Annotated in this window: 22 protein-coding genes; 15 read left to right on the top strand and 7 right to left on the bottom strand. The window is 35.7% G+C overall.

What is annotated here, in order from left to right:
* Positions 1 to 102: 102 nt before the first annotated feature.
* On the bottom strand, positions 103 to 855 hold the full coding sequence (locus FHL06_RS03330; protein WP_153384825.1) for a tyrosine-protein phosphatase: 753 nt from the start codon (positions 853 to 855) through the stop codon (positions 103 to 105).
* A gap of 66 nt (positions 856 to 921) precedes the next feature.
* Between FHL06_RS03330 and FHL06_RS03325 the strand changes: the two genes are divergently transcribed.
* From FHL06_RS03325 to FHL06_RS03310, 4 genes are all read left to right on the top strand, one after another.
* A complete protein-coding gene (locus tag FHL06_RS03325) occupies positions 922 to 1,680 on the top strand; it encodes a glycosyltransferase family 2 protein (protein ID WP_162000217.1) in 759 nt (252 codons plus the stop codon).
* A 176-nt stretch (positions 1,681 to 1,856) separates the two neighbouring features.
* Positions 1,857 to 2,534, top strand: coding sequence for a type 1 glutamine amidotransferase (locus tag FHL06_RS03320; protein WP_153384823.1), 678 nt, complete (start codon positions 1,857 to 1,859; stop codon positions 2,532 to 2,534).
* A 20-nt stretch (positions 2,535 to 2,554) separates the two neighbouring features.
* A complete protein-coding gene (locus tag FHL06_RS03315) occupies positions 2,555 to 3,169 on the top strand; it encodes an alpha/beta hydrolase (protein ID WP_238333952.1) in 615 nt (204 codons plus the stop codon).
* 91 nt (positions 3,170 to 3,260) lie between these two features.
* Complete coding sequence (locus FHL06_RS03310) at positions 3,261 to 4,136, top strand: hypothetical protein (RefSeq protein ID WP_153384822.1); 876 nt, start codon at positions 3,261 to 3,263, stop codon at positions 4,134 to 4,136.
* Between the two features lie 208 nt (positions 4,137 to 4,344).
* On the opposite strand, the gene FHL06_RS03305 is transcribed toward FHL06_RS03310, so the two are convergent.
* The gene (locus tag FHL06_RS03305; RefSeq protein ID WP_153384821.1) at positions 4,345 to 4,584 is read right to left on the bottom strand and encodes a hypothetical protein; all 240 of its coding nucleotides are present in this window, start codon (positions 4,582 to 4,584) and stop codon (positions 4,345 to 4,347) included.
* Between the two features lie 129 nt (positions 4,585 to 4,713).
* On the opposite strand from FHL06_RS03305, the gene FHL06_RS03300 reads away from it, so the two are divergent.
* The 3 genes from FHL06_RS03300 to FHL06_RS03290 all read left to right on the top strand — a co-directional run bounded on the left by FHL06_RS03300 (position 4,714) and on the right by FHL06_RS03290 (position 6,892).
* Entirely contained in the window at positions 4,714 to 5,094 is a 381-nt protein-coding gene (locus FHL06_RS03300) for a YueI family protein (protein WP_153384820.1), read from the top strand.
* A 15-nt stretch (positions 5,095 to 5,109) separates the two neighbouring features.
* Positions 5,110 to 6,090, top strand: a complete 981-nt coding sequence (locus tag FHL06_RS03295; protein WP_153384819.1) for a ribose-phosphate diphosphokinase — start codon at positions 5,110 to 5,112, stop codon at positions 6,088 to 6,090.
* Between the two features lie 160 nt (positions 6,091 to 6,250).
* The gene (locus FHL06_RS03290) at positions 6,251 to 6,892 is read left to right on the top strand and encodes an SDR family oxidoreductase (protein WP_153384818.1); all 642 of its coding nucleotides are present in this window, start codon (positions 6,251 to 6,253) and stop codon (positions 6,890 to 6,892) included.
* 66 nt (positions 6,893 to 6,958) lie between these two features.
* Here FHL06_RS03290 and FHL06_RS03285 read toward each other — a convergent pair whose 3' ends face one another.
* The 4 genes from FHL06_RS03285 to FHL06_RS03270 all read right to left on the bottom strand — a co-directional run bounded on the left by FHL06_RS03285 (position 6,959) and on the right by FHL06_RS03270 (position 10,020).
* On the bottom strand, positions 6,959 to 8,704 hold the full coding sequence (locus tag FHL06_RS03285) for a 1-deoxy-D-xylulose-5-phosphate synthase (protein WP_153384817.1): 1,746 nt from the start codon (positions 8,702 to 8,704) through the stop codon (positions 6,959 to 6,961).
* A gap of 125 nt (positions 8,705 to 8,829) precedes the next feature.
* On the bottom strand, positions 8,830 to 9,189 hold the full coding sequence (locus FHL06_RS03280; RefSeq protein WP_153384816.1) for a hypothetical protein: 360 nt from the start codon (positions 9,187 to 9,189) through the stop codon (positions 8,830 to 8,832).
* Positions 9,190 to 9,334: 145 nt separating this feature from the next.
* Positions 9,335 to 9,538 carry a helix-turn-helix domain-containing protein gene (locus tag FHL06_RS03275; RefSeq protein WP_153384815.1) on the bottom strand — a complete coding sequence of 68 codons (204 nt, stop codon included), beginning with the start codon at positions 9,536 to 9,538 and terminating at the stop codon, positions 9,335 to 9,337.
* 8 nt (positions 9,539 to 9,546) lie between these two features.
* Positions 9,547 to 10,020, bottom strand: a complete 474-nt coding sequence (locus FHL06_RS03270) for a DUF2975 domain-containing protein (RefSeq protein WP_153384814.1) — start codon at positions 10,018 to 10,020, stop codon at positions 9,547 to 9,549.
* Between the two features lie 254 nt (positions 10,021 to 10,274).
* Here FHL06_RS03270 and FHL06_RS03265 point away from each other — a divergent pair, with 254 nt between their 5' ends.
* From FHL06_RS03265 to FHL06_RS03245, 5 genes are all read left to right on the top strand, one after another.
* A complete protein-coding gene (locus tag FHL06_RS03265) occupies positions 10,275 to 11,111 on the top strand; it encodes a PRD domain-containing protein (protein WP_153384813.1) in 837 nt (278 codons plus the stop codon).
* Between the two features lie 121 nt (positions 11,112 to 11,232).
* Positions 11,233 to 13,248 (top strand): beta-glucoside-specific PTS transporter subunit IIABC, encoded by a 2,016-nt coding sequence (locus tag FHL06_RS03260; protein ID WP_153384812.1) that lies wholly within the window; start codon positions 11,233 to 11,235, stop codon positions 13,246 to 13,248.
* A 66-nt stretch (positions 13,249 to 13,314) separates the two neighbouring features.
* Complete coding sequence (locus FHL06_RS03255; protein WP_153384811.1) at positions 13,315 to 14,757, top strand: glycoside hydrolase family 1 protein; 1,443 nt, start codon at positions 13,315 to 13,317, stop codon at positions 14,755 to 14,757.
* Positions 14,758 to 14,837: 80 nt separating this feature from the next.
* Positions 14,838 to 15,029, top strand: a complete 192-nt coding sequence (locus FHL06_RS03250) for a hypothetical protein (RefSeq protein ID WP_153384810.1) — start codon at positions 14,838 to 14,840, stop codon at positions 15,027 to 15,029.
* A 128-nt stretch (positions 15,030 to 15,157) separates the two neighbouring features.
* Positions 15,158 to 15,322: a hypothetical protein gene (locus FHL06_RS03245; RefSeq protein ID WP_153384809.1), complete on the top strand. Its 165-nt coding sequence runs from the start codon at positions 15,158 to 15,160 to the stop codon at positions 15,320 to 15,322.
* 43 nt (positions 15,323 to 15,365) lie between these two features.
* On the opposite strand, the gene FHL06_RS03240 is transcribed toward FHL06_RS03245, so the two are convergent.
* Positions 15,366 to 17,699: an HAD-IC family P-type ATPase gene (locus tag FHL06_RS03240; protein ID WP_153384808.1), complete on the bottom strand. Its 2,334-nt coding sequence runs from the start codon at positions 17,697 to 17,699 to the stop codon at positions 15,366 to 15,368.
* 87 nt (positions 17,700 to 17,786) lie between these two features.
* Between FHL06_RS03240 and FHL06_RS03235 the strand changes: the two genes are divergently transcribed.
* The 3 genes from FHL06_RS03235 to FHL06_RS03225 are packed head-to-tail and all read left to right on the top strand — an operon-like array spanning position 17,787 to position 19,641.
* On the top strand, positions 17,787 to 18,449 hold the full coding sequence (locus tag FHL06_RS03235) for an HAD hydrolase-like protein (protein WP_153384807.1): 663 nt from the start codon (positions 17,787 to 17,789) through the stop codon (positions 18,447 to 18,449).
* Between the two features lie 5 nt (positions 18,450 to 18,454).
* Entirely contained in the window at positions 18,455 to 19,270 is an 816-nt protein-coding gene (locus FHL06_RS03230) for a hypothetical protein (RefSeq protein ID WP_153384806.1), read from the top strand.
* Positions 19,271 to 19,281: 11 nt separating this feature from the next.
* A complete protein-coding gene (locus FHL06_RS03225; protein WP_153384805.1) occupies positions 19,282 to 19,641 on the top strand; it encodes an iron-sulfur cluster biosynthesis family protein in 360 nt (119 codons plus the stop codon).
* The last annotated feature ends 45 nt before the right edge of the window (positions 19,642 to 19,686 follow it).

Below are 19,686 nucleotides of genomic sequence, written 5' to 3'. Positions count from 1 at the left end.
TTTGAGGTAAGAGGTGAGATGTCCTCCCTGCACGTTTATTATAGCTAAAAGCAAATCGGCTTTTCCAATCTAGTTTGATATAAATTAATATTAGAAAGGTGATTATTCTGTATAAATTGCTTTTAGTTTAGCCAATTTATCTTTATCGATTCCCATAGCAGTATTTAAATAATTTTCGAAATCGCCATAGTAATGGTCGATGGCAGAAAAAATTGAAGTAATACTTTGGAAGTCACCTTTGGTCATATTCATTTTATTGATACTTTGATTACCGTTTTTATCATTTAAAGTCTTCTCGATAGTTTTGGTATCTTCATACATTAAATTAGTTAGAAGATAGTCTTTAGTGATGGTCTCGTAATCGACGTTCAGAGCTTTCAAGATGAGCAAAGCTCCAATTCCCGTCCGATCCTTTCCGGCAGCACAATGAAAGAGTAACGATTGTTTATCTTGGTCATTATCTAACATCAAGTTGAAAAGAAACCGATAAGCTTGTTGACCATGAGCATCTAAAACGACGCTTTGATAAATTGCTCCCAAATAGGAATATTCATCGTGCTTGACTAAATTTACTAGTTTTTGCCCGTTGCCTCGAAGTGGGTAAACGGGGTCAGAATAAATTTTATAAAAATTTGAGGTCGTATCGGCCCAAGTCCTTTGCTCGCTAGTGGAACGGAAGTCGACGACGTACTTCAATCCATAATTTTTAAGGTATTTTAAAGACTTATTTGTTAAGTTACTTATATCTCCTGAACGAAGGAGTTTATTATATTTAATTGTTGTACCATCTTTAGTGGGGTATCCACCAAGTTCACGTAAATTTATGGCACCTTCAAGATTTAATATGCGCTTCATTTTAATCCTCCCCGATTCATTGCGTATTTAGGTCGTTATAGTATTATATTACTAAGGTGATATATGGTGAAAAAGAAACTTTCAATTATTATGACAGCTTATAACGTAGCTGATTATATTTCTAGTGCGATTGATTCAGTAATTGCTCAGACTAATCAAGACTTTGATTTAATTATTGTGGACGATTGCTCGACAGATTCTACCCAAGAAATAATTCGTTCTTATGAGCGAAACTATGATTGGATTGATGTAGTTTGCCATACCGAGAATTTTGGCGTTTCCACAGCTCGTAATACCGGTTTAGCAAAGGCTGACGGTGAGTTAGTGACTTTTATTGACGGTGATGATTGGGTTGAACCTAATTATGTTGAACACTTCTTGTCGATTTTTGAACAAGAGAACGTCCAAATGGTCACTTGTGGTTTTTTCAATGAAAATGAGAACGGCAAGGTCAAGAACAAGTTCACAAAACATAAAACGTCAATCGTCGGTCGCGATGAGGTCGTCAAACAAATTATCAAGATGACTGGAACCGTAATGGGTTACACGTGGAACAAAGCTTACGTCCGTTCAATTATTGAAGAGAATCATTTGATTTTTCAAACCGATCTCGATTTAATGGAAGACCAAGTTTTCAACGTCGAATATGCGACCTTGGCTAAGAATTTTTATTTGGACAATCAGCCGCTCTATCATTACATCTCTCGAAAAGATAGCATTACCAATCGATTTGCGATGGAGAATGTCAGAGATATTGGCGTTGCCAGATTGAAAGTTCACAGAACACTAAAGGAAAGTTCTCGAAATGAGAAAGACAAGATTTAATATATATGAAATAGGCTAGTCGAGCTAAAAACTCGGCTTTTTTTGTACCTGCATTCAAGTTAAGAGTACCATTTAATTGGGTAAAGATGCTTTCAAAATATTTTTGAAAAAATAAATTTCTCGGTTGAGATGCTATAATATTACTATCTTAATACTCGTCATCGAAAGGAAAAATTATGCGAATAAATGTCTTGCAACACACCCCAAATGAAGGTCCAGGAATGATTCAACAGTGGTCAAATGAGCATGACCACCAAATGTACGTTTATCATCCTTATCAATATGGATTTTTACCAACAGCCAAAGAAACTGATATGTTGGTAATTTTAGGCGGACCAATGAGTCCTAATGATGATTTGGATTGGATCAAACAGGAGCGCAGTCTAATTAAAGAACTGTTAGACCAAGATAAACCAATTTTTGGAGCTTGTTACGGAGCTCAACAAATCGTGAAGACAATGGGATATGAAGTTAAAAAAGCTCCCGCTAAAGAAGTCGGTTGGGGACCAGTTTATCGTCGTGATACGAGAATTTTAGATATTCCCGAAGAATTGACAGTTTTGCACTGGCATGAAGAAATGTTTGAAGTTCCTGATGAAGCCCAATTGCTCTTTTCAAATGATAACTTGGAAAATCAAGGTTTCGTGATGAATCATCGTGTCATTGGCTTACAATTTCACATTGAACCAGCTGCTGATAATGTCCGGGAAATGGTCGTCAATGATTTTCCTTATATCAAGGGTTCCGTTCTTAACCAAACAGCTAATGAAATTCTAAGTGAGCCAGTCCCCAATCAAAATAAAATCACCTTATTCAGATTATTAGATTACATCACTGCTTATCGGAATAATTAATAATTTTTGAGAGAAGGCTAATGAAACTGAAAAAAGTAATCTTATACATTCATGGAATGGGCGGCAGTGCTGCTGAAGCCAGACGGTTTCAAAGAGATTGTCCAAAAAGTGAAGTTATTGGCATTGATTATGATGGATATCTGCCTTGGCTAGCTCCTAAAAAAATTCGTGAAGTTTACGATGAAATTTCTAAAAAATCTGACCAGATTTCGATAATCGCTAATAGTATCGGCGTTTATTTAGGGATGTTAGCTTTGCAAGATTGTGAACTTGACCAGGCGTTGTTTATCTCTCCAATGCTAGATATGGAAAAATATGTGTTGGATAAATTAACCGCAGCTGGTTTTAGTGAAGCTGATTTGAAATCTCAAAAGGAAATCAAAATCAATCAAAGAGAAATTTTGTCTTATAAGTATTTACAATTTATCAGAGAACATCCTTTGAAATGGGAAGCTCCTACGCAAATTCTTTATGGAGAAAAGGATGATCATACACCGATTTCGGTTGTGAATGAATTTGTAAATAACCATTCGGCTGTTTTGACGGTGATACCAGATGGACAGCATTATTTCCACAATCGGCAGCAGTTGATGTTGCTTGATAAGTGGGTTAAGGAAGTTAATGATGACAACTAATAAAGAAGTCGCACAGAATTTAGAAAAAGTTTCTACTAAATTTTGTGATGAAAACAATGCCGATTCAACAGGCAAAGGTAAGTAAGTCCATATGAGCAGTTTCGGATCTTTTTTAGTATGCGAAAAGGGCCTGCCCGATAATGAACAAATTAAAAAAGATTTTGAACAAGACGATATAAAGCCTAACAAATTGCGTGAAAAGTATGATTTAGACTTAAAATTCAAGGAAGACTTTTTAACGGATAGTGGTGAGGGGCAGAATAAATTTAATCGAGATTTTATGTTTGTAGATCTTAATGTGGCTGCACGTGCAAACGAACAACTTGTAACCGGATGGAAAAATTTCCATGAGAATCCGATAAATAATAAAAGAGACCAGAATATGGTGAAGTTATATCTTCAAATAAATGATCCTAAGTTTCGAGGGTGCTATGCGACTGAAGTGATTAAGCGGGTTGTTGATAGCGATTCTTCTAATGTAGCCAATGATTTTTTTGCCTCCAGAAAAAAAGATAAATCCTTGATATTTGTTGATGATTCAAAAAAATTAGATGAAAAGAGAGCTAAGCAATATATAGCTTGGGATAAAGCAAAACAAGCTAAATCCAAAAAGGGTACTAGAAAGTATCATGATTTAGATGAAAGTCCTGATGTTAGAAAGAATAATATAGAAGTATTTAAAGCTATTGAAGATAATAGGGAAATATTTCAAAAGTCAGCTAATATTTTTGTAGAAGAATGGAAGATAATTCAGCCTAAGCATTTAGTGTTGTTTGGTGGAACGGCTAGAAAATTATTGGTATCTATGAAGGAAACGGATGCTTTTAAGAAATACCCTGAACTTTGTCAATTAGTTGATGATAGCATCGGTGTTTATCATTATTCTTATTTTGGAATTAATTTTGAGAAATGGTTTACCACTCAATGTAAAGATTTGAACGATAAGATTGTTAAAAAGGGTTGGTAATAAGAAATTTAATAGGCATGGCAATCAAACGAAAAATTGATTGCCATGCCTATATTTAGTTTCTACGTTTATATTTTAATAACTTTTTCGCGTTCTATTTTTATAGTGGAAACGAGCTGCGCAGGACAGACACTTCCGGTTAAATCTATTTCACGAATTGCTTTAATCCTCGGTGTCTAAGCGGTCCTGCTCCGCTCTCTGATTTGCTCTAGATTTTTTTCTTCAAATGATACTGTACAACGCCTTTATCAGTATCTTTAACTTTTGATTTTTCATCTTTTGCAAAATAAACTGCGAAGCTTTTATTATCAGTCATATCCTGTGCAATGACTAGGGATGACTCATAGGGATCTTTTGCTTTATAAATTTGTGCTCCACGGACTGCCTCGCCATAATCTTTTGAGTTGGCAATTGCATCACCGGGATTGAAAAATACCATTTCGTCCATAAGTAACACATCCTTTCTCTTTACAAACATTATACAATTATGTGAGCTAATAGAGAAAACAATAACTCAGTTTAGTTGCTTTTATCTTGTTCAAATCTCAGCTATACTATGACATATGGAGGGGTGAAAATGACTAGCGTTGAAGACTATATAAAACAAAATGTTTTCGGTAAGCCACAATTGAAACCTGACGAAAAGAATAAATTTCTTGGTAATTTTGCTGAACGTGTGGCGATTGCCTTAACGGTTGCTCAGTTAAAAAATGATGATAATGAAAAGGTAGTCGAGAATATTATGAAGAAGTATCCTGATTATCATCTTTATCTTAATGGAAAAATAGATTCACATATACTGGATAAATACCTACGTTTGAGTGTAAAATTAAAGTATAAGTTTACAATAGTTTCACAATCGGGTATGCGGAATAAAAACAGTGCCTTAACTGATAATGACATGGGTTTAGTCATCGCAAACGAGGGTAAACCTGTTGATAGACCAGTGCTTATATAATTTTGGAGGACAAATATGTCTAATAATGCATTAGATGAAATTGCTTTACTTTCTTTAAATGGTAACAAGCCATTAGCTAAAAGAATTTCTGATTACATGGGCATTCCATTGTTGGATGCCACAGTTTCACACTTTAGTGATGGTGAAATCAACATCCAAATGAATGAAAGTGTACGTGGGAAAGACGTTTATATCATTCATTCAGTTGCTGACCCAGTTAATGACAACTTCATGGAATTGATGATTGCTGTTGATGCCTTGAGACGTGCAAGTGCTCAAAGCATTACATGTGTCTTGCCATACTTTGCTTACACACGTTCAGATAGAAAGTCTCGTGCCAGAGAACCTATTTCAGCTAAACTGTTCGCAAATATGTTGGAATTAGGAAAAGTTAATCGCGTGATTGCTATCGACATGCATGCCGATCAAATTCAAGGATTCTTCGATATTCCTGTTGATCACTTACGTGCAATGCCAATCTTCGCTAGTTACTTTGAAAAGAAAATCAAGAATCCAGATGATTTCGTTTTTGTAGCCCCTGATCACAATTCAACTAAACGTGCTCGTGCTTTGGCTGAAGTATTTGGTTCACAAATTGCTATCGTTGATCAAAGATCAACTGAAGATGACGACGTTGTTCCTGATATTATCGGTGATGTCGATGGTAAACAATGTGTTATCGTTGATGACTTGATTGATACAGGTACTAGAATGATCAATAGTTCTGAAGCACTTCAAGCTGCAGGCGCAAAGACTATTTCAGCTGTTGCGACGCATCCAATCTTCTCAAAAGATGCTGCTAAGAGACTAGAAGCATCAGATTTGATGGAAGTTCTCGTATCAGATTCAATCGTTATTCCAGATGATTGCAAATTTGATAAATTGAAGATTCTTTCTGTGACAGATCTTGTTGGCGATGCCATAAGAATGACAGAAATGAATGAATCAATCGATTCATTATTTGATGTTCGTAAGAGCTTTACTGTAATTGAATAATTGTTAAAACAAATAGGGTTGATAATCATAAAGGGTTATCAATCCTATTTGCTTATTTATATAAAAATCTGTAAATATTTTATTACTGAATTGAATACTTAATATTGGAAAAAATAATTATTTGTTGCTAAAGTGATGGTACACGAGGAGGCTTTATACGATGAAAGTACTTATTATAGGTGCCCACGGTAAAGTGGGACGTTTGCTAGTAAATGAATTACAATCAAATAAAATTGATTTTGTGGCTGGATTACGTAGTCAAGATCAAATTAAGACTTATGAAGCTGAAGGTTTTGCAACACAACACATTGATTTAACTGCTTCAAAAGGCGACATCATGCAGTCAATTGCATATTCTGGAGCTGATACAGTTGTCTTTTCTGCCGGAGCTGGTGGAGCAAGCGATGCTCTAACAATTGAAATTGACCTTGATGGAGCGATCAAGACGATGGCCGCTTCACAAGAACTAGGAATCAAACGTTATATTATGGTCAGTGCCATTTATAGTGATGACCCAAGCAAGTGGGAAGCAACAGGAATCAGACCATATTACATTGCTAAACACTATGCTGATAAGTATTTACGTGGGACTGATTTGGACTACACAATCATTCACCCCGGAACTTTAACAGAAGATGAAGCAACGGGTAAAGTTAGGATTCAAAGCAATTATGAAGGTGGAAGTATCGCAAGAGCTGATGTTGCTAAAGTTATTGCAGAAGCACTTGAAACTCCTTCAACTATTAAAAAAGATATCAATATTGTATCTGGTAATGAAGATATCACTGACGCAATTAAATAATCATATTAAAAAAGCTGAAACCCCTTGAATTTTCAAGAGATTTCAGCTTTTTTGTATGCAATGAAATTATAAGTTATCAGTAATTTCTGCAGTAATTTGTTCTGGTGTCAATTTGAATTCGTGCCATAGTTCATCAGTGGTTTCACGGTCATTGAATCGTTTAGCTGCGCCAAAGTTAAGAACTTTCATGTCGGCGTTATTGAAGAAGTGGCTGACTTTTTCACCAAAGCCACCGCTTAGACTAGCTTCTTCCAAAGTAACAACTAATTGATGACTATTTTTGAGTGCTTCAAGAGTTTTTCCATCGAGTTCAGAGATATCACGAGGATCAATCACAGTTGCATCGATATTTTTAAGAGCTAATTTTTGTTGAACAGTTTCTGCTAGTGGCAAAAGACTGCCAACTCCTAAAATAGCTACTTCTTTTCCACGATGTAAAATATTCATCTTGTGAGCATCGAAATCAGTCAACTCAGCTGAATGAACATTATTGCTTGGAACTCTGATTGCAACTGGACCATCATTTTGGTGCAATGCATAATGCATCATGGCTGATAGCTCTTCTTTAGTTGTGGGAGCTAGATAAGTTAATCCGGGGATATTACTCAACATGGCGATGTCAAAAATTCCCTGGTGAGTAGGGTCGCCGGCTGTGATACTGCCACCTTGGACCATGATAGTTACAGGTAACTTGTTGATACCGAGGTCATGTGACAATTGGTCATAAGCTCTTTGCAAGAAAGTTCCTGATTGAAAGGCAATGGGGCGCAATCCTTGTTGGGCTTGTCCAGCGGCAAAGGTAATAGCTTCTTGTTCAGCGATACCAACATCAAAGTAGCGATCAGGATGCTTCTTACCAAAGCGTTTCAAATCATAACTTCCGGGGATGGCGGCAGTGATGGCTGTAATTGGAGTTTGATAGTCTTTGATTTCTTTTTCGAGTTGTTCATGGATTACGTCGTTGTATGTCTCGCCAGTTGTGGGGTGAAGCGTCTTGCCGGTTTCAAGGTCGAAAGGAACATGCCAGTGAAAGGCTTCTTTGTGGTCCATTGCTGGTTGATAGCCGAGTCCCTTTTGTGTGTGGACATGCAAAACGATTGGATGGTCGATATCTTTAACTTCTTTAAAAGCATCGAGCATCGTTTGAATATCATTACCATTTTCAACGTAACGATAATCTAGACCCATTGCTTTAAAGAGATTATTCTTACTTTGACCGTTAGATTCACGGAGCTCTTTTAATCCTGCATAAATTCCGCCATGATCTTCAGCAATCGCCATTTCATTATCGTTAACTAAGATAATCAAATTTGATTTTAAGGTAGCGGCAATGTTCAAGCCCTCAAGAGCAAGGCCACCTGATAATGAGCCGTCACCAATGACAGCCATGACATTGCCAGATTTATTTTGGAGGTCTCGAGCAGAAGCCATTCCAGTTGCTAAAGCAATTGAAGTTGAAGTGTGACCGATATTGAAATAGTCATGAGGACTTTCTTTAGGGTCGGTAAAACCACTGACGTCATCATAATGTTTGGGGTCTAACCAAGCTTGTTTACGACCGGTCAAAATTTTATGTGGGTAAGATTGGTGGGATACATCCCAAACAACTTTGTCGATTGGGGAATTAAAGATTGTGTGAAAAGCAATCGTTAGTTCAACGACGCCCAAGTTTGGACCAACATGTCCACCAGTTTGGCTGACTTTGTTGAGCAAAAGATAACGTATTTCTGATGCTAATTGTGTTAATTGCTTTACATCAAGCTTTTTTAAATCTTTTGGTTGATTAATGGTATTTAAAATTGGTGTTTCCATAGATTATGACTCACTTTCTGTTTACGGTTAATTAAAGTATCTTAATCCATGAAGTTAACTTTAGGTCAAGCATTTTCGCTTTAAAAATAAAAAACCTCTCCTGAGCGTTATCTCAGAAAAGGTTTCTAGGCTAATGAGTTCTTAGCAACATATTGATGTTCATTAGTTAAGTTAGGTAAAATTTTGTTTTTTAATTGATTGTTTTCAAAAATTACTTGATCATAATTATTTTTCTTTAAGTATTTTTTAGCATGTTTAGTAAAATAGTTGAATGTAAAAATATCTCGTTTGGTTGATTTCTTGAAGAATTTCTTGATGAATGAATTAAGCAATGAATCGGCTAATTTGATGCGTTTGGGTACCGTAATTGCTTTGGTACTAGTAGTGTACCAAATTTTTTGAGTACCTAAAGTAAGAATAACTTCAGGATTTGTAACATAAGGAATTTTATTAATATCTAGAGCAATTAAAATTGTTTTAGTCATTGTCTAGGCTCCTTTCTCATTCATTAAAAGAATCTTAGCATAATAAAAATCATTCTTTTTAAAGAATGATTGATGATTTTGTGAAGAATTCAAAAGAAAGCTTGATAAAGCACTTAATTAGGCTTAGACAATCCGTCAAGCTACGTTATAACGGTACATATTCCAAAATATCACCAGGCTGACATTTTAAAACTTGGCAGATTTTTTCTAAAGTTGAAAAACGAATTGCCTTAGCCTTGCCAGTTTTTAAAATTGAGATGTTAGCTTGCGTGATACCGACTTCTTTTGCTAGTTCAGTGACAGTCATATTTCTTTTTAAAAGCATTAAATCTAAATTTATTTTTATCATAAAAACACCTAAATTGTTAATTCGTTTTCTTGCTTGAACTTGCTTGAATTGATCAATATCTTTTCCATTGCTGAAATAAAAGCAGCAATTGCTAGAGGAATAAAGGCAATTGCAAGTGTAATGACAATTAATCCCGGAGCATCCCCTAAATCAGCTGAATGATAAACAAAGGGCATGATTCCCATAATGGCTAAGAACAAAAGCGTAAATAAATAGCGAACGTTTTTAACAAAGCGTAAAGCCTTAGGACTGAAGAAGTCATGAATATCAATCAAATGAAAAATTCGATATAAATAGTGACTGATAAATAAAATAATCAAGCAAGCAATATATAAGAAAACACTCGTCATAATTTGTAATTTGAAAAGAGAGTGTGTTTGAAATGAATTGATTAATCCCATCATTAACATAAAAGCAAATAAAAGTGTAAAGCCATCAATTATTAATGTAACTAATTTCAAAAGAGTAGTTTTGATTTGCATGTTTTGAATCTCCTAATAGTTATTAAAATAATTGTAGCTCTCTATTTATTGATAAACAATATATTTTTATCGTTTATCAATAAATAATTAAAAAACTAAAAATAAACTTTAAAAAAATATTTGACAGCGCTTACAGAAGAAGCTAGTATAAAAAGCGTAAACGAAGCGTGTTACTGATTCGATCAGGCATAAACCTACTATAATACACTGTATAAGTGTGTACTTAGTAGGTATTTTTTTGGAGGGGTCGATTTTTGAAATTTGAAAAAAATTATAATAATAATGCAGCCCTTGTGATCGATGACCGTGACGTTGAGTGGATAGTTATAGGTAAGGGCATTGGATTTGGAAAAAAAACAGGCGATTTGGTGGACGCATCAAAGATAACCCAACGATTCAAATCAGAAGATACTCATGATATTGATACATTAGAAGATTATGATGAGGAGATAATCAACGTGACAGCAGATGTCGTTAAAGATGTTGAATTATTTCTCAAGTTAAAATTCAATGATTATCAATTTCTTATTTTAGCTGACCATCTTAATTTTGCTCGGACACGAGCTAAGGAACACATTGAGTTTACGGATCGGGCAGTCAATTGGGAAGTAAAGAAATTATATCCCAAAGAATACCAGGCTTCAGTGAGAGCTTTAAAAATCATTAATAAGGATTTAGAATTGAATATTCCTAAGGATGAGCTGACATTTTTAACATACCACTTTGTAAATTTGGAAAATGAGAAGGAAAGTCTTCAAGACACAATTCAAATTTCTAAAATGATGTCAGATATAATTAATATTATTCAATTAAGTTATCATTGTACTTTGGATGATGAGTCATTCAGTTATAGTCGCTTGGTTTCACATTTGAGGAATTTCTTGATTCGGAAAATAAAATCAAAAAAATCAACGGACGAACAATTGGATCCAAGTTTGTTGAAATTGATAATTTCCAAATACCCTCAAGAAAATTTGACCGTTCAAAAGATTTGTACATTTTTAAGAAATACTAAAGGTTGGGCACTAACGCAAAATGATCGAGTTTATCTAATCTTGCACGTTTGGCGTGTGACCCATCGCAGCAATTGATTTTTATAAAAGCGTGTTACTGTTAGGCAGGCATCAGCTCAAGAAATCACATTGTTAGTTTAACTATTCAACTAATGGTGTGTTGTCTTGGGCTTTTTTGTTTGCCAAAAGGAGGGAAATTATGATTAAGGACTACGATGGTTTAGCAAAGAAAATTGTTAAACTCGTTGGTGGCAGTGGCAATGTTAACAGTGTCGTCCACTGTGCTACAAGATTACGTTTTAGATTAAAAGATGATAAAAAAGCTAATACAGAAGAACTAAAAGATACTGACGGCGTCGTCACAGTTGTTCAAAGTGCTGGTCAATATCAAGTTGTTATTGGTAATGAAGTCGCCGATGTTTACGACCATGTTTTAAAAGTTGGTAATTTAGCTGGGGGTGGAACCGTTCCCGATGATGACGGCGAAGATGAAAAGCATATGAGTTTATTAGATAAACTTATTGATTTGATTTCTAGTATCTTCGCTCCAACTTTAGGTATCTTAGCTGCTACCGGTATGATTAAAGGACTAGCTACGATTCTTTTGTCAGCTGGACTAGTTACAGAGAAGTCAGGTACATATGTAGTTCTATATGCTATTGGTGATTCATTCTTCTACTTCTTGCCGGTTGTTTTAGGTTCTTCAGCCGCAAAGAAGTTCCACTTGGATGGATTTATCGGAATGACAATTGGTGCTTCTTTGGTTTATCCAACAATTGTCGCTTTAAATCCAACAGCAGTTACTGGGAAACCATTGTATACGTTGTTTTCAGGTACCATGTTATCTTCACCAATTCACCTAACATTCTTGAAGATTCCGGTAATTATGATGAATTACACTTCATCAGTTATTCCTATTATCGTAGCTGTTTGGGTAGCTTCTAAAGTCGAAAAGTACTTGAAGAAGATTATTCCAACAGTTGTTAAAACTTTCTTGGTACCATTCTTTACTTTGCTGATTGTTGTTCCATTGACACTATTGATTATTGGTCCTATTGCTTCCTGGATCAGTGATGCCTTAGCTGCTGGTGCTACAGGACTTTACAATTTAACACCAGTTGTAACAGGAATTGTACTTGGTGGTTTATGGCAAGTTCTTGTTATCTTTGGTTTGCACTGGGGAATTGTTCCACTACAAATGTTGAATTTACAATCTATTCATTATGATCCAATTCTAGCCATGATTATTGGTGCTTCATTTGCACAAATCGGTGCTGTTTTGGCTGTTATTATGAAAGTTAAGAGTAAGAAAGTTAAGGGTCTTGGTTGGTCCGCTTTCTTGTCAGGTATTTTTGGAATCACAGAACCAGCTATTTATGGTATTACTTTGCCACGTAAAAAAGTCTTTGCAATGAGTTGTATTGGTGCCGCAATTGGTGGTGCCTTCCTCGGATTATTTGCTACTAAATATTATATGACTGGTGGTCTAGGAGTCTTCGTTTTGCCTAGTTTGATTAGTCCTAAAGGTATCGATATGGGATTTTATGGAGCTTTGATTTCTATGCTTATCTCATTTGTTTCCGGTTGGGGACTTTCAATGCTATTTGGTTTCAGTAAAGAAGATTTAAAGAATGAAAATTCTAAAGTAAAAACAGTTAATAAAACAAATACTAATTCAGAACCACAATTAGCAACAGCTATGGCTGATTCAAATGTAGCCACAACAACAGCTGCTCCAGAAACAGTTGAAAAAGAAGCAGTTACACCAGAAACAATCGTCAGTCCAATCAAAGGTTCGCTTGAACCATTAAGTGAAGTTAAGGATGAAGTGTTTGCTTCCAAAGCATTGGGTAAAGGTATTGCTATCTTGCCTGATGAAGGGAAAGTTTATTCACCAGTTGATGGTAAAGTCAGCGTTGTATTTCCAACGAAACATGCCATTGGACTCAACTCTAAAGATGGCGCTGAACTATTGATTCACATTGGAATGGATACGGTTCAACTTGAAGGTAAAGGCTTTACTAGTCATGTTGAACAAGATCAAGAAGTTAAAAAAGGTCAGCTTTTGATGGAATTCGATGTTGATGAAATTACTAATAAAGGTTATGACGTAACGACGCCAATAATTGTTACAAATAGTAAGAATTATAACGATGTTAAAGTCTTAACTGATGGTCGAGTCGATCATGGAGATAAAATTATTGATTTGCAATGATTGATGGTCCGATTTATCAGAAAGCGTTACCATGTAAATATAGTCAAAAAAGAAGGAGTAATGAAAATGACAGAATTTCCAAAGAACTTTTTATGGGGTGGAGCTACTGCCGCCAATCAATACGAAGGTGCCTGGAATGTTGATGGCAAGGGTGTCAGCACGGCCGACCTTTTGTTAGGTGGTACTTATGATAAAGCACGTGTCTTCACAAAAGACATTAAGCCCAATGCTTATTATCCATCTCACGAAGGTAGTGATTTTTACCACCACTATAAGGAAGATATCAAGTTGCTTGCTGGCATGGGATATAAGACATATCGGATGTCAGTTGCTTGGACGAGAATTTTCCCTAATGGCGATGATGAACAACCTAATCAAAAAGGTTTGGATTTTTATCGCAATGTTTTTGAGGAATGCCACAAGTATGGCATTGAACCTCTAGTTACAATTTCTCACTACGAAATGCCTTACCACTTGACTGAAGCTTATGGTGGCTGGGACAGTCGTAAAGTTATCGACTTCTATGTAAAATACGCAAAGACTTTATTTACAGAATATAAAGGATTAGTAAAGTACTGGTTAACATTTAATGAAATCAATATCGGAATGTTGTTTGGCGGCTATATGTCACTTGGACTTCCTATTAAAGACGGTGGCGCCCCATTCAACGGTGAAATGACTGATGAAGATATTCAAAATAATCTTCAAGGACTTCACCACCAATTCGTTGCTAGTGCTTTAGCAGTTAAAATTGGTCATAAGATTAGTTCTGACAATATGATTGGTTGCATGATTGCTGGTAACGTCAACTATCCATTAACATCTAATCCAGATGATGTCTTGAAAGCTCAATTAGCTAATGAAATCAATAATTACTATTGTGGAGACGTTCAAGTTCGTGGAGCTTACCCACATTTTGCTCAACGTTTCTGGGATGAACACAATGTTAAATTGAATATCACGGCCGAAGATGCTGAAGTATTAAAGGAAGGAACTGTTGATTACTATACCTTCAGTTACTATTCATCAAATACTTTAACAACTGATAAGAGTAAAGGCGAATCTGCTGGTAACTTCTCAACTGGTGTTAAGAATCCTTACCTCAAGTACAGCGAATGGGGCTGGAGCATGGATCCTAAGGGACTTCGTTGGTATCTAAATGATGTTTATGGTCGTTATGGAATTCCTATCATGGTCGTTGAAAATGGACTTGGTGCTCGTGATAAAGTCGAAGCCGATGGTTCGATCAATGATGATTATCGTATCGACTATCTCAAAGGTCATATCGAACAAATGAAAGAAGCCATCAAAGATGGCGTTGATTTGATCGGTTATACTCCTTGGGGTTGTATCGACTTAGTTTCTGCTGGTACTGGTCAAATGGCTAAACGTTACGGCTTCGTTTATGTAAATCGTGACGATGACCAAAAGGGCGACTTCAGTCGGACACCTAAGAAGAGTTATTACTGGTATAAGAAAGTCATCGAATCAAATGGAGACGAATTGTAAAATTTTAGGATGTCTTGATTGCGTGATTTAACAAAATCTTTCATAATGTAGTAAAATCTCATGGCGAAGAGGTAATAATTATGAAAGATAAAGTACCGTGGCTAACTTTGGGAATATCTATTTGTAGCTTAGTTGTAATAGCAATTATCTTGCTTTTCTTAAATCAACCTAATGCCATTTTGACGCTGTTTGCGGTCGTTATTCTCTCAGTTGTCTACTTATGTGGTATGGAAAAAAATCACAATACATTTATGAGACATCGTAAACGTTAAAAAAGTAATCATATATATGCAAAGAGTGATATCATTTGGGAATTTAATTGATATCACTCTTTTTTCTACACATTTTAGATGTTAGTATTTGTTTGATTAGATGGATTGAAGTAGTTGGAGGTATTTGGATGAAACAGCTGATTAAATTGATTCTTGCTGCAGTTGTTGCTGCTGGAATTGTCGCCGTCGTTGCGGCTTTTCCAATTGGGGCGGTTTTGAAAAGTATTATTTATGCGATTGTCCTAATTATTTTTATTTATGTTATTTCATTAATTATGAAAGTTAGTCGTTAAAAAAAGCCGTTCCCCACGTAATTTGTGGAAAATGGCTTTTGTCTTACTTCCAATTGATTTTTGAAAAGACCCGCCGACCTAGAACCTCACGCATGAACATGAAGAGCGGCCAAGCAATTAAGAAGATGGCAATGTATAGATAAGTGTAGTTTAAATTGAGAATGCTCTGTAAACCAAAGGCTTTTTCACTAAAAATGAAAGTGACGATAAACAAAGCAAAGGAAATTCCAATCATAATCTTCTTGCGATTGTAGAGCGGATTGCTGATGGAAATTAAAGCATAATAACCGATGATCCCAATCGTGAAGACCGAAAGCGTCGAAGTTGTCTCATAAGAAAAGTTAAAGTGATTGCCTAGAATTGAAATAGCTACGATAAATAAAATATTGCAGATTGCTGCTGGTAGAGCAATTTCCATGACATTTCTCATAAAACGACCAGCTGGTGGCGTATAGTTTGGCTCTAAAGCTAGTAAGAAGGTTGGAATTCCAACTGTCAAAGCGTTGATAGGCGTTAATTGAGAAGGCTGGAAAGGATAGCCGGTTCCTAATATTATGAAGAGAATTGAAAGAACAACTGAATAAATCGTTTTAATTAAGAACAAAGAAGCAACTCTTTCAACATTATTGATAACTCGACGTCCTTCATTGAGCATGAAGATCATTGAATCAAAATTGCGATTCAATAAGACGAAATCAGCTGAAGCCTCTGCAGCATCACTTTCACCAGCAATTGCCACGCTACAATCAGATTGACGCATTGCTAAGACATCGTTGACTCCATCGCCAGTCATACCCACAGTCAGACCATTATCTTGCATGGCTTGAATCAAAGTAGCTTTTTGGCTGGGACGAACTCGACCAAAAATTTTATATTTTTTAACTAAATCACGATAGTCGACTTCATCGCCAAGCTGGTTCATGTCGATATAGTCATGTCCTGAGGCGATACCAGCCTGTTTGGCGACGTTTGCGACTGTTACTGGATTATCACCCGAGATGATTTTTAAATCGATTCCTTGGTTCTTGAGGTACTCAAAAGTCGAGGGAGCATTTTCTCTGACTTCATCGGAAATCAGCAACATCCCTAAAATCTCTTGTTGAGGTTTTTCTTTTAAGATGGCGATAATTCTAAACCCCTTTTGGGCAGCTTTTTCTAATGTTTCTTTAGTTTCGTTTGTTGGTTCTTTAATAATGAATTCGGGAGCACCCATTAAATAACGGACACCATTTGTATCAACGAATCCTGAATACTTTGTTTCTGAAGAAAAAGGAATGACTTCCTTGATTTCTTTTTCAAGTGGTTTTGATTTTAAGGCCAAGACTGCTTGAGCAGTGGCATTAGTTTCTTTTGTTACATCAACGATTTTTTGGGCGATGGCTAAAACTTTTTCTTTGGATGTTTGGTAAGTCAGAATTTTTTTAACAGTCAACTTGCCGGTGGTAATGGTTCCGGTCTTATCTAAGCAAAGCGTATCGACTCGAGCTAAGGTTTCAATGGCATTCAAAGAACGAACGAGGATTTGACGCTTTGATAAATTGTAAGCACCAGTTGCTAAAGCCACGGCGGTCAATAAGACCAACCCTTCGGGAATCATCCCAATAACTGAAGCGGAAGTTCCTAGAATTGATTTTGCGATATTGCCGTTTTTTAGATAGGAACGGAAAAACAACATTAGTCCGATAGGGATGATAGTGTATGTTAAAATCTTAATAATATTATTGATGATTTTCATCAAGACACTGACAGAACGCTTTTCTTTACCAACGGCCGATGATAGTTTAGAAACAAAACTTTCATGGCCTACTTGAGTTAGTTGAATTTTAGCTTGTCCAGCAATGGCAAAACTACCTGAGAATACTTCGTCATCTTTAGTTTTACTAATAGTGTCAGCTTCACCAGTGATGCTTGATTCATTAGTTTGGAGACCATTTGAATAACGTACTATTCCATCAGCGGGAATAGTATCGCCACGTTTTATCAAAACGATGTCGTCTTCTACTAAGTCAGAGATATCAACATTTTTCACTTGGCTATCTCGCGTGACATCAAAATTTGCCGAAGAAACCAGACTAATTTTATCAACGGTGATTTTGGCACGAATTTCTTGATAACTTCCGATAATAATATTGGCAATCACTGGTCCTAAGAAGAACAGGTTACGATATGAGCCTGTCCAAAAGATGAGGATTGCAATTACTAAGTTTAAAAGATTGAATAGTGTGAATAAATTATCAGCCAAAATTCTTGGTATTGGCCGGGATAACTTTTTAACTTGAACGTTTATAAGGCCCTTTTGTACCTGAGAATTAACTTGCTTTTGAGTCAATCCTGAATCGAGATCAGTATATTTTTCAGGTCGTTTGATTTTTACCATACTCTACCTGCGACTGTTAGTTATTTTCTATTGAATGCTATATACTCTTTACATAACTTAAATTTAACATAAAAGGATGAATTTAATTTGAACAATTTATTTTTTGATTTAGATGGAACTATCATTAACTCCGAAATTGGTATCATGAAGAGTTTAAAGTATATGTACAAGCATACTTTGGGATACGTTCCACACGATGATGCCACATTGCACTCTTATATTGGACCAACGATTGGTGCATCTCTCCAAAAGTACGACCATGTGGCGGCAGATGATCCTTTTATTACACAAAGTATAAATGCTTTTAGAGAATATTATCAAGAAGAAGGCTGGGAAGAGTACAGCGTTTTTGATGGCGTTTATGATATGATGGAGTCCTTAAAGGCAGCTGATAAAGAAATCTTTATTGCGACTTCTAAACCAGAGATTTTTGCAAAGAAAATCATTGATCAATTAGATATGAAAAAATATGTTAGACATGTGTTTGGCGCTGCTGAAGATGAATCAGTCCGTTCTTTAAAAGAAGACGTAATTTCTTACGGAATCGATAAAACTTCAGTTGAGTTGAACACTAATAATCTTGTTATGGTTGGGGATCGTAGCAGTGATATTGTGGGGGCACATAAGAATAATTTGAAAGCCATTGGCGTAACTTATGGCTTTGGAGATTTTGCGGAATTAAAGTCGGCAAAATCAGAATGGATCGTTAATAAACCACAAGAAATTGCTAAACTAGCTATGGAGAAGTAATAATTATGAGTAAGTCATTGTCGTATAACAGACACGGTTTTACCTTGATTTTGTTGTCGATATGTTTAATGGTAATCGTGTTTTTGGGCATTACGCTTTCGACAGTTTTGAATAGCAATTATGTAAAAAAAGTCGTTAGCAGTGAAACAAATGTTACTTTAATCAAAAATTATACAAATCAACGATTGGGCAGATTGGTAAACAGTTATTCAATTTCGAGTAACCTTTCTTCAGTCGATTTGACGAATCAAGATGTAAAAAAGATTATCAATACTTCTGTGAATGAAGTTTACAATGATGATCCCAAATTAACGATTGGCAGTACTATTTTGGCTACTATCAGCAGCAAAATGAAAAACGAGGCTAGTCGTTACGGACTGGATATCGATAGTGAAATTGACACAGTTATTAATAGCAACGAAAGCATTATGAACCAAATCGTCGATAATGATTTAGGACCGATTGAACAGGTAATTGTTAAGATTCAGACAATCAAACGTTTGATAAAAATGGGCATCATCGTCGCTGGAGCAATCTTTGTTCTCTTGGCGATTCGTTTACGAGTCAAAGTTAGATCGAATATGTTATTTATGCATCATATTGGAACTGTCGGCATTTGCACGTCAATTCTGTTATTTTTGTTGCTTGGCTGCACGTATTATCCATTGCAAGATTTAATTGTGAGCAATATAGATTACAATACTAGGGATGTATTATACAATGTCCTTAATGGAATTTTCCTCAGTTATGTTTCCATTATATTTATGGTCTTTATCGTAAGTATTTTGGATTGGGGAAGTACCATGAAATATAAATATTGAGGTGCATATCTATGGAAATAAAAGTGAGTGAACAAGCAAAGGACAAGTTACAAAAGTATGTTGATGCAGGAAAGAAACTTCTTTTGGACCTTGATGATGGGTTCGGTCGTTTTTCCAATGAGGGTGACTGTGCCTTGATAACAAAGTTCCGTGTTATTGCTGTTGACAGTAATGAAGATCTTTCTGACTATTCAGTTCAATTGGATAGCAGCTTGGGCAAAATCTATTTCAAAGATAGTGCCAAAGATTTTCTTGATGATGGCTTAACTCTAAAAGTTGATCCTAAAACACAATTGTTGGTCTTTTCTAATGCTAAGGAATTAATCGACAAGAGCGTTAACATCATCGACTATGACCAAGTGAAAGCTTAATTAGTAAAAAAATTGTAATAAATAAGATGTCTCTTAATCGTCAAT

Origin of the sequence: Companilactobacillus halodurans (assembly GCF_009600985.1) — a bacterium.
Lineage (GTDB): Bacteria > Bacillota > Bacilli > Lactobacillales > Lactobacillaceae > Companilactobacillus > Companilactobacillus halodurans.
This window is presented reverse-complemented; position numbering and strand designations above follow the sequence as displayed.